The organism is Mycobacterium sp. TH-M103 (assembly GCF_057473785.1).
This window is the reverse complement of sequence record NZ_JBYCLG010000330.1, coordinates 1-8,850: the sequence shown is the minus strand read 5'-3', so window position 1 is coordinate 8,850 and position 8,850 is coordinate 1. Positions and strand designations below refer to the sequence as shown.

Annotated in this window: 6 protein-coding genes and 2 pseudogenes; 5 read left to right on the top strand and 3 right to left on the bottom strand. The window is 71.2% G+C overall.

Features of this window, described 5'->3' with window-relative positions:
* From AC2VOR_RS18345 to AC2VOR_RS18330, 4 genes and pseudogenes are all read left to right on the top strand, one after another.
* Positions 1 to 248 (top strand): annotated as a pseudogene (locus AC2VOR_RS18345) (fatty acid desaturase); the annotation flags it as partial.
* Positions 249 to 284: 36 nt separating this feature from the next.
* On the top strand, positions 285 to 1,349 hold the full coding sequence (locus tag AC2VOR_RS18340) for an AraC family transcriptional regulator (RefSeq protein ID WP_369740076.1): 1,065 nt from the start codon (positions 285 to 287) through the stop codon (positions 1,347 to 1,349).
* 100 nt (positions 1,350 to 1,449) lie between these two features.
* A complete protein-coding gene (locus AC2VOR_RS18335) occupies positions 1,450 to 2,940 on the top strand; it encodes a flavin-containing monooxygenase (RefSeq protein WP_369740074.1) in 1,491 nt (496 codons plus the stop codon).
* Positions 2,937 to 4,649 (top strand): GMC oxidoreductase, encoded by a 1,713-nt coding sequence (locus tag AC2VOR_RS18330; RefSeq protein ID WP_369740073.1) that lies wholly within the window; start codon positions 2,937 to 2,939, stop codon positions 4,647 to 4,649. The genes AC2VOR_RS18335 and AC2VOR_RS18330 overlap by 4 nt, the downstream gene beginning before the upstream one ends.
* 69 nt (positions 4,650 to 4,718) lie before the next feature.
* On the opposite strand, the gene rsgA is transcribed toward AC2VOR_RS18330, so the two are convergent.
* Both rsgA and aroA read right to left on the bottom strand, forming a co-directional pair.
* Entirely contained in the window at positions 4,719 to 5,699 is a 981-nt protein-coding gene (gene rsgA, locus AC2VOR_RS18325) for a ribosome small subunit-dependent GTPase A (protein ID WP_369740071.1), read from the bottom strand.
* A gap of 62 nt (positions 5,700 to 5,761) precedes the next feature.
* Positions 5,762 to 7,105 (bottom strand): annotated as a pseudogene (gene aroA, locus AC2VOR_RS18320) (3-phosphoshikimate 1-carboxyvinyltransferase); the annotation flags it as partial.
* A gap of 43 nt (positions 7,106 to 7,148) precedes the next feature.
* On the opposite strand from aroA, the gene AC2VOR_RS18315 reads away from it, so the two are divergent.
* Positions 7,149 to 7,907 (top strand): SOS response-associated peptidase, encoded by a 759-nt coding sequence (locus AC2VOR_RS18315; protein WP_369740067.1) that lies wholly within the window; start codon positions 7,149 to 7,151, stop codon positions 7,905 to 7,907.
* 16 nt (positions 7,908 to 7,923) lie between these two features.
* On the opposite strand, the gene AC2VOR_RS18310 is transcribed toward AC2VOR_RS18315, so the two are convergent.
* Positions 7,924 to 8,850: HNH endonuclease signature motif containing protein (locus AC2VOR_RS18310; RefSeq protein ID WP_486964265.1), on the bottom strand; the 927-nt coding region annotated here is incomplete at its 5' end.

Below are 8,850 nucleotides of genomic sequence, written 5' to 3'. Positions count from 1 at the left end.
AGACGTGGCGCACGCTGGCCAAGCTGTCGCTGCCCGACAAGTACCTGCGCGACAGCGCCGACGACGCGCCGGAGACCCGCAGCGAGCGGATGTTCGCCGAACTGGAGCCCGGCTTCGCCGGCACCGATCCGGCTACCGGGCGCCGACGCGGGCTCAAGACCGCCATCGCCACCGTGCGGGGATGGCGGCGCGGTAAGCGCACCGCCGCGGAGGCGGCCAGCCGCGTCGACGACGCGTCCGCCGCCTGACCTGGCCGCGGGAAACGTCCGGCCATACTGGGATTCGTGAAGGTCTTCGCCGGACAACAGGTCTCGCACTGGGACTTCCCGCGGAACACGGCCAGCGCCGCGTTGATGACCGAGTTCGGTCGCGAGAACGGGCTGGCGGCCGCGGAGGTGCTCGACGGGTCAGGCCTGTGCGAAGCGGACCTGCGCGACCACCAGCGGATGATCACCGGACGCCAGGAGTTGGCGGTCGCGACGAACCTGGTGGACCGGCTGGGGGACCCGGCGAACCTGGGAGTGCGCGTGGGCAGTGGCTATCACGTGGGATCGTTGGGCATCTTCGGCTTCGCCTGCCTGACCAGCTCGACGCTGGGCGACGCCGTCCGGTTCGCGGCCCGGTTCTACGAGCTCAGTTACGGATTCTGCCTGCCCAGCGTCACGGTGGACGGCCCGCTGGCGGCGTTGCGGCTCGACCTGCCCGACCTGACCGGCCCGGTCGCGGAGTTCCTCACCCGGCGTGACCTGGCGGCGATCGCCCGCGTGATGGCCGAAGCGCTGGGTAGGACCGTCCCGTTCGCGTCGGTCGAGTTCGCGGGTCCGGCGCCGGCGTCGGGCGATGCGGCGGCCCGCCAGGTGTTCGGCGTGACGCCGCGATACCACTCGCCGGTCACGGTGGCCTCCTGGCCGGCCGCGCTGCTCGACGACCGGCTACCCCAGGCCAGTGAGATCAGCGTGGCAATGTGTGAACAGCAGTGCGACGCGCTGCTGGAACGCCGTCGAACGCGGACCGGGGTGGCCCGCCGGGTACGCGAACGGCTGGCGTCGATCGACGGCAAACCGCACACGATCTCCGGCGTCGCCCGGCAGCTGGCGATGAGTGAGCGCACGCTGCGGCGGCGTCTCGCCGAGGAGAACACGACTTTCAGGGACCTGGCCGAGGAGGTCCACCGGGTGCTCGCGGAGGAGCTGTTGGCCACGGGTGCACTCTCGGTGGACGACGTCGCGTTGCGGCTGGGCTACGCCGAGGCGACCAGCTTCATCGCCGCGTTCAAGCGGTGGACGGGCACAACACCCGCGCGCTATCAGCGGAAAGTGGCGCCCCGCGCGCGCTCGCTGGCCGTCTGAACCGGGGCGCGCATCGAACCCGGCCCCCGTGGCCGGAATCATCGATTTGCGGCCGCAATCGCCTGGGCGATCGGCCCCGCGTGCTCCTATTTTGTGAGGTATGCCTCTTCGTCGTCCCCGCGCCCTGGTGATCGGCGCCGGCTTCGGTGGCCTCGCCGCGGCCTACGAGTTGTCCAAGGACGGGCTCGCCGACGTGACGGTGCTGGAGAAAGCCGGGGACATCGGCGGCGTCTGGCGGGCGAACACCTATCCCGGCGCCGCCTGCGACGTGCCGTCGAACCTGTACTCCTACTCGTTCTCCCGCAAGACGGACTGGGGTCGCCGCTACGCCGAGCAGCCCGACATCCTCGGCTACATCCGTGACACCGCCGACCGGTTCGGTCTGCGTGACCTGGTGCGCACGGGGGTCGAGGTCACCGCGGCCAGCTACGACGACGGCACCGCCACGTGGCGGGTGACGACCTCGTCCGGGGAGGTGCTCGAGGCCGAGGTGCTCGTGCCCGCGGTGGGCCAGCTGTCGCGGCCGGCCCTGCCGCAGATCCCCGGTCTCGACGCCTTCGCGGGGCCGTCCTTCCATTCGGCCGAGTGGCGCCACGACGTCGACCTGACCGGCAAGCGCGTCGCGGTGCTGGGCACCGGCGCGTCGGCGATCCAGTTCGTGCCGCGCATTCGCCGGGTCGCCGCGTACGTCACGGTGTTTCAGCGCTCCGCGCCCTACGTCGTGCCGAAGCCGGACCGCGCCTACACCGGCGTGCACCGCGCCGCGTTCCGCAATGTGCCCGGTTTCGCCGCCGCGATGCGGCAGCTGATCTGGGAGATCTCGGAGTTCTTCGGGCTCGCGCTGACCCGGGTCGCCCCGCTCGCCCGGTTGATCGGCATCGTCGCGGCGGCGAACCTGCAACGCCACATCAAGGATCCGGTGCTGCGGGCCAAGCTCACCCCCGACTACCCGATCGGCTGCAAGCGCGTGCTGTTCAGCAGCGACTGGTATCCGGCGCTGGCGTGCGACAACGTCGACGTCGAGACCGCCGCGATCACCGAGGTGACGGCCACCGGCGTGCGCACCGCCGACGGCCGGTTGCACGAGGTGGACGTCATCGTCTACGGCACCGGGTTCAAGGCCACCGAATTCCTCGCCCCGATGACGATCACCGGTCGCCACGGGCGCGACCTGCACTCGCAGTGGGCCGAGGGGGCGCGCGCCCACCTGGGGATGGCGGTGCCGGGCTTCCCGAACATGTTCTTGATCTACGGCCCGAACACCAACCTCGGCAGCAGCTCCATCATCCTCATGATGGAGCACCAGGCCCGCTACATCCGCCAGATCGTCGAGAGGCTGGCCCACAGCGGCATGGCCGGCGCGTTCGAGGTGCGGCCCGCCGTGGAGCAGGCCTACGACGCCGAGGTGCAGTCCCGCCTGGATGCCGGCGTGTGGACCGCGTGCGAGTCCTGGTACCGCGCCGCCTCCGGACGCGTCACCACCAACTGGCCGGGCCTGGTCCGGGAGTACCAGCGCCGCACCCAGACCGTGAGCTTCGCGGACTTCGACGAAGTCCTCCCCGCCTCCGCCACCCAGGAGGTCGGTGCGTGACCCGGGCGTCGTTCGACTACGACGTCCTCGTGATCGGCTCGGGATTCGGCGGCAGCGTCACGGCGCTGCGGCTGAGCGAAAAGGGTTACCGGGTCGGCGTATTGGAGGCGGGCCGGCGTTTCCGCGACGAAGACTTCGCCAAGAACAGCTGGCATGTGCGCGATTACCTGTTCAAGCCCTCCGTCGGCTGCTACGGAATCCAGCGGATCGACCTGCTCTCCGACGCCGTGGTGCTCAGCGGCGCCGGGGTGGGCGGCGGCTCACTGGTGTACGCGAACACGTTGTACGAGCCCCGCGACCCCTTCTACGCCGACCCCCGCTGGAGCGGCATCACCGACTGGCGCGCCGAACTCGCGCCCGCCTACGACCAGGCCAAGCGGATGCTCGGCGTCGCGACCTATCCGCGGATGACGCCCTCGGACAAGGTGATGCTGCAGGTCGCCACCGACCTCGGCATCGCCGACTCGTTTCACGCCACCCCGGTTGGCGTGTGTTTCGGCGGCACGGACGGCGACCAGGCCGCGCCGGGCGCCGCGGTCGGTGACCCGTACTTCGGCGGGGCCGGCCCGGACCGCAAGGCGTGCCTGCACTGCGGCGAATGCATGACGGGGTGCCGGCACAACGCCAAGAACACGCTGGTCAAGAATTACCTCTATCTGGCCGAAAAGATCGGTGCGACAGTGCATCCGCTGACCACAGTCGTCGACGTGCGGCCGCGTCACGACGGCGGGTACGACGTCCTCGCCCGCCGCACCGACGCCAAGCTGCGCCGGCGACGCGTCACGTTCACCGCGCAGCAGGTGGTGTTCTCGGCCGCCGCCCTGGGCACCCAGCGGCTGCTGCACCGGCTGCGCGACCGCGGCAGCCTGCCGCACGTCTCGCCCCGGCTCGGGGAGCTCTCGCGCACCAACTCCGAGGCGATCCTCGCGGTGCGGGCGCGCGGCGACGACGTCGACTACTCCGAGGGCGTGGCGATCACGTCGTCGATCCACCCGGACGGCCACACCCATGTGGAGCCGTGCCGCTACGGCCACGACTCCAATCTGATGGGGTTGCTCGGCACCGTCCTGGTCGACGGGCTGGATGGCGGCAGGCGTTGGCGAAGTGGGATGAAAGAGCTTGTGCGCCAACGCCGTGACCTGACCCGCCTGCTCAACCCGAGGAACTGGTCGGAACAGACCATCCCGCTGCTGGTGATGCAGACCCACGACAACTCCCTGACCACCTATACGCGGCGCGGGCCGTTCGGGCGGCGCGTGGTGACGCGGCAGGGCGTGGGCGAGCCGAACCCGACGTGGATTCCGTTGGGCCACGAGGTGGCCCGGCGTGCGGCCGAGTACATGGACGGCATCCCCGGCGGCGCCTGGGCCGACCTGGCGGACATCCCGATGACAGGTCACTTCATCGGCGGTTGCGTGATCGGCGAGACCGCGGCCGACGGCGTCGTGGACCCCTACCACCGCATGCACGGGCACCCCGGGCTGCACGTGATCGACGGGTCCACGATCACCGCGAACCTGGGCGTCAACCCGTCGCTCACGATCACCGCACTGGCCGAGCGCGCCGCCGCACTGTGGCCGAACAAGGGCGAGCCCGATCCGCGGCCGCCGTTGGGTTCGCCCTACGTGCGCGTCGCGCCCGTCGCACCGGTCAACCCCGCGGTCCCCGACGGCGCGCCGGGCGCGTTGCGGCCGGCCCGGTCCGAGTGACCGCGAGGGTGCGCACATGTACGGCCCGTCCGGCCTGTCGCCGTGCAGACACGCACCCTCGGCGGGCCGTCAGGCCTGATGGAGCGCCGCCAGCAGCCGGCGCGCCGCGGCCACGCGGCGTACGGCCGGCCCGGTCAGCGCGTCGAGCGCGCATTCGGGGTCGGCGGGCGGCCCCATGTGCCCGCAGCCGCGCGGGCAGTCGCCGATCGCGTCGGCGAGGTCCGCGAAGGCCATCAGCACGTCGTCGGGCTCGATGTGGGCCAGCCCGAACGAGCGGATGCCCGGGGTGTCGATCACCCAGCCGGAACCCTGCAGGGGCAGCGCCAGTGATTGGGTGGAAGTGTGCCTGCCCCTGCCGATCTCGGTCACCTCACCGACGGCCCGCGCCGCTTCGGGCACCAGGCGGTTCACCAGCGTGGACTTGCCGACCCCGGAATGCCCCAGGAGCACGGTGATCTTGCCGGCGAGCAGGTCCGCCACCGCGAGCAGCGGGTCGTCGCGGCCCGCGACGACCACCGTCAGCTCGAGGTCGACGAACTGGTCGGCGAACGGCTCCGGCGGGGCGAGGTCGGTCTTGGTCAGGCACAGGATCGGCTTCAGCCCGCCGGCGTAGGCGGCGATCAGCGTGCGGTCGACCAGGCCGGTGCGCGGCGGCGGGTCGGCCATCGCCACGACGATCAGCAGCTGGTCGGCGTTGGCGACCACCACCCGCTCGCTGGGGTCGGTGTCATCGGCGGTGCGCCGCAACACCGTTCGGCGTTCCCCGCGGCGCACGATGCGGGCCAGGGTGTCCGGCCGCCCCGACAGGTCGCCGACCAGGTCGACGTCGTCGCCGACGACGATCGGAGTGCGGCCCAGCTCGCGGGCCCGCATCGCGGTGACCCGGCGAGCGGGGTCGCCGCCCAACACGCACCCCCAGCGGCCGCGGTCGACGCTGACCACCATGGCGGATTCGGCGTCGGCGTGCTCCGGACGGGTCTTGGTTCGCGGTCGCGATCCCCTTCCGGAGCGGACCTTGACGTCGGACTCGTCGAGATCGCCGCGCCTCAAACGCCGGGCTCTTCCCCGATTGCCCGACTCCTCCTCGGGCCGCCACCGCGGCCCGCATCGTCGCCGGGCTCTTCCCCGATTGCCCGACTCCTCCTCGGGCCGCCACCGCGGCCCGCATCGTCGCCGGGCTCCAGCATGCGCGCCCACAGCTGCGGAAACTCCGGCAGCGTCTTGGTGGTGGCGCCGATGTCGTCCACCTCGACCCCGGGCACCCGCAACCCGACGATCGCACCGGCCATCGCCATCCGGTGGTCGGCATACGCGCGCCAGGTACCGGCGTGCAGCGGCGTCGCGGTGATCACCAGCCCGTCGGGTCTCTCGGCGCAATCGCCGCCCAGGCGGTTGATCTCGGTGCGCAGCGCGGCGAGCCGATCGGTCTCGTGGCCCCGCAGATGCGCGATGCCGGAGAGGCGCGACACCGATCCCGGCGCGGCCAGCGCCGCGAGTGCCGCCACCGTCGGCGTCAGCTCGCCGACGGCGCGCAGGTCGACGTCAAAACCGGGATAGTCCGCCGAACCACGCACCTCCAGCACTGAATCCGATTGGGTGACAACGGTATCGAGTGCACCCAACACTTTCAGGAGGTGGTCGGCCGGTTGCACGCTGGCCGCGGGCCAGCCGGTGATGCGCACCGTTCCGGCGGTGACCACCGCCGCCGCCAGGAACGCGACCGCGTTGGTCAGGTCCGGCTCGACCTCCCAGCGCCGGGCCGTCACCGCGCCGGGCCGCACCCGCCAGCGATCGGGAATGGAGTCGTCGACGTCCACCCCGGTCTGCCGCAGCATCTCCACGGTCATCGCGATGTGGGGGGCCGACGGCAGCGTCGAACCCGTGTGTTGCACGGTCAGGCCCTCGCGGAAGGATGCCGCGCACAACAGCAGGCCGGACACGAACTGCGACGACGCCGACGCGTCGATGGCCACGGTGCCCCCGGCGACGCCTCCGCCGCCGTGGACCCGGAACGGAAGCCCGCTGCCTTCGATCCGGACGCCCAGCCCGCGCAGCGCGTCGAGCAGCGGTGCGATGGGCCGGGTGCGGGCCTGCTCGTCGCCGTCGAACTCGACCACCTCATCGGCCAGCGCGGCCAGCGGCGGGACGAAACGCAACACCGTGCCCGCCAGGCCGCAGTCGACCCGCGCGCCGGGCCCCGGGGCGACCTTGCCGCTCACCGTCAGTTCGGACCCGGTCCCGTCGACGCGCAGGCCGAGGGTGCGCAGGGCCCCGATCATCAGGTCGGTGTCGCGGCTGCGCAGCGCCCCGCTGATCGTCGAGGAGCCCTGATGCTGCGCGGCCGCCAGCGCTGCCAGCACCAGCGCCCTGTTGGTCTGCGACTTCGATCCCGGGACGGTCACGGTCGCATGCACGGGTGCGGTCGCGTGGGGGGCGGGCCACGGCTGGGTGCTCACCGGTCCATCATCGCCTGTCGTCGGTTCTGCCACCATGGGAGTCATGTGCGGACGGTTTGCGGTCACGACGGATCCGGCACTGCTGGCCCAGAAGATCAAGGCGATCGATGAGGTCACGACGACGGCGGGGGCTGCGGCGCCCAACTACAACGTGGCGCCCACGACCAGCATCGCCACCGTCGTCACACGGCACAGCGAACCCGACGACGAGCCGACCCGCCGCGTGCGATCGATGCGCTGGGGTTTGGTGCCGCCGTGGGTCAAACCCGGTCCCGACGGGGCGCCGCAGGCCAAGGGTCCGATGCTGATCAACGCCCGCGCCGACAAGATCACCACCTCGCCGGCGTTTCGGTCGAGCGCCAAGAGCAAGCGCTGCCTCATCCCGATGGACGGCTACTACGAGTGGCGGGTCAACGACCCGAAGGCGGGCCAGAAGTCGCGCAAGACGCCCTTCTACATGTACCGCTCCGACGGGGAGCCACTGTTCATGGCGGGGCTGTGGTCGGTCTGGAAGTCGGCCGACGACGCGCCGCCGTTGCTGAGCTGCACGATCATCACCACCGACGCGCCCGAAGAACTCGGCGAGATTCACGACCGGATGCCGCTGGTGGTGCCCGAACGCGATTGGGACCGCTGGCTGGACCCGGACGCCCCGGCCGACGAAGACCTGCTCGCACGGACGCCCGACGTCCACGGCATTTGCATGCGCGAGGTGTCGATGCTGGTCAACAACGTCCGCAACAACGGACCGCAACTGCTCGACCCGGTCGAGTCGCAGCCCGAGCAGATGAAACTGCTGTAGGCACGCAACGCTGCCGCTATGCCGCGTCATCGTCTTCGTCTGCGCGTAGCAGTTTTTCGGGGTGCCAGTAGGTGTTTTTTCGGGGTTGGCCGCGGTCGAGGTGTGGGGGTGGGATCCATTCGGTGTCGCCGTTGGTGTTTTTTCGGGTGGTCCAGCCGCGGGGTTGCAGGAGGCGGTGGTGGGGGCCGCAGGCGAAGGTGAGGTCGTCGATGTCGGTGCATCGACAGGTGGCCCAGTCGGTGACGTGGTGGACTTCGCTGTAGTAGCCGCCCACGGTGCAGCCGGGGGCTGAGCAGCCGCGGTCTTTGGCGTAGAGCACGATTCTTTGCGCGGGGGAGGCCAGGCGTTTGGTGTGGTAGAGGGCCAGGGTTTTGCCTTTGTCGAAGATCGCCAGGTAGTGATGGGCGTGGCGGGCCAGGCGGATGACATCGCTCATGGGCAAGATGGTGCCCCCGCCGGTCAGGGCGCATCCGGCGGCGGCTTCCAGTTCGGCCAGGGTGGTGGTGGCGATGATGGCGGCCGGAAGCCCGTTGTGTTGGCCCAGCTTCCCGGAGGCCAGGATCGCGCGGAGTGCGGCGAGCAGGCCGTCGTGCTGGCGTTGGGCGGGCCCGCGGGCATCTTTGTCGATGGCGTCCTGGGTGGGGGTGCCGTCGATGCAGGGGTGCTCGTCGAGGGGGTTGCACATGCCCGGGGCGGCGAGTTTGGCCCACAGGGCTTCGATCGTGGCGCGCAGTTCGGGGGTGATCCAGCCGCTCAGGTGTGACATCTTGTCGGGGCCCTGGGCGCCCAGGATCAGCCCGCGCCGCCGGGCCCGGTCCTCGTCGGTGTAGTTGCCGTCGGGGTTGAGGGCGTTGTCGAGTTGCTCGGCGAGCCCGCTGAGTTGTTCGGGGCGGATTCGGGTGCCGTGGCGGGCCAGGTCGGCTTCGGCGCGTTCGCGGGTGGG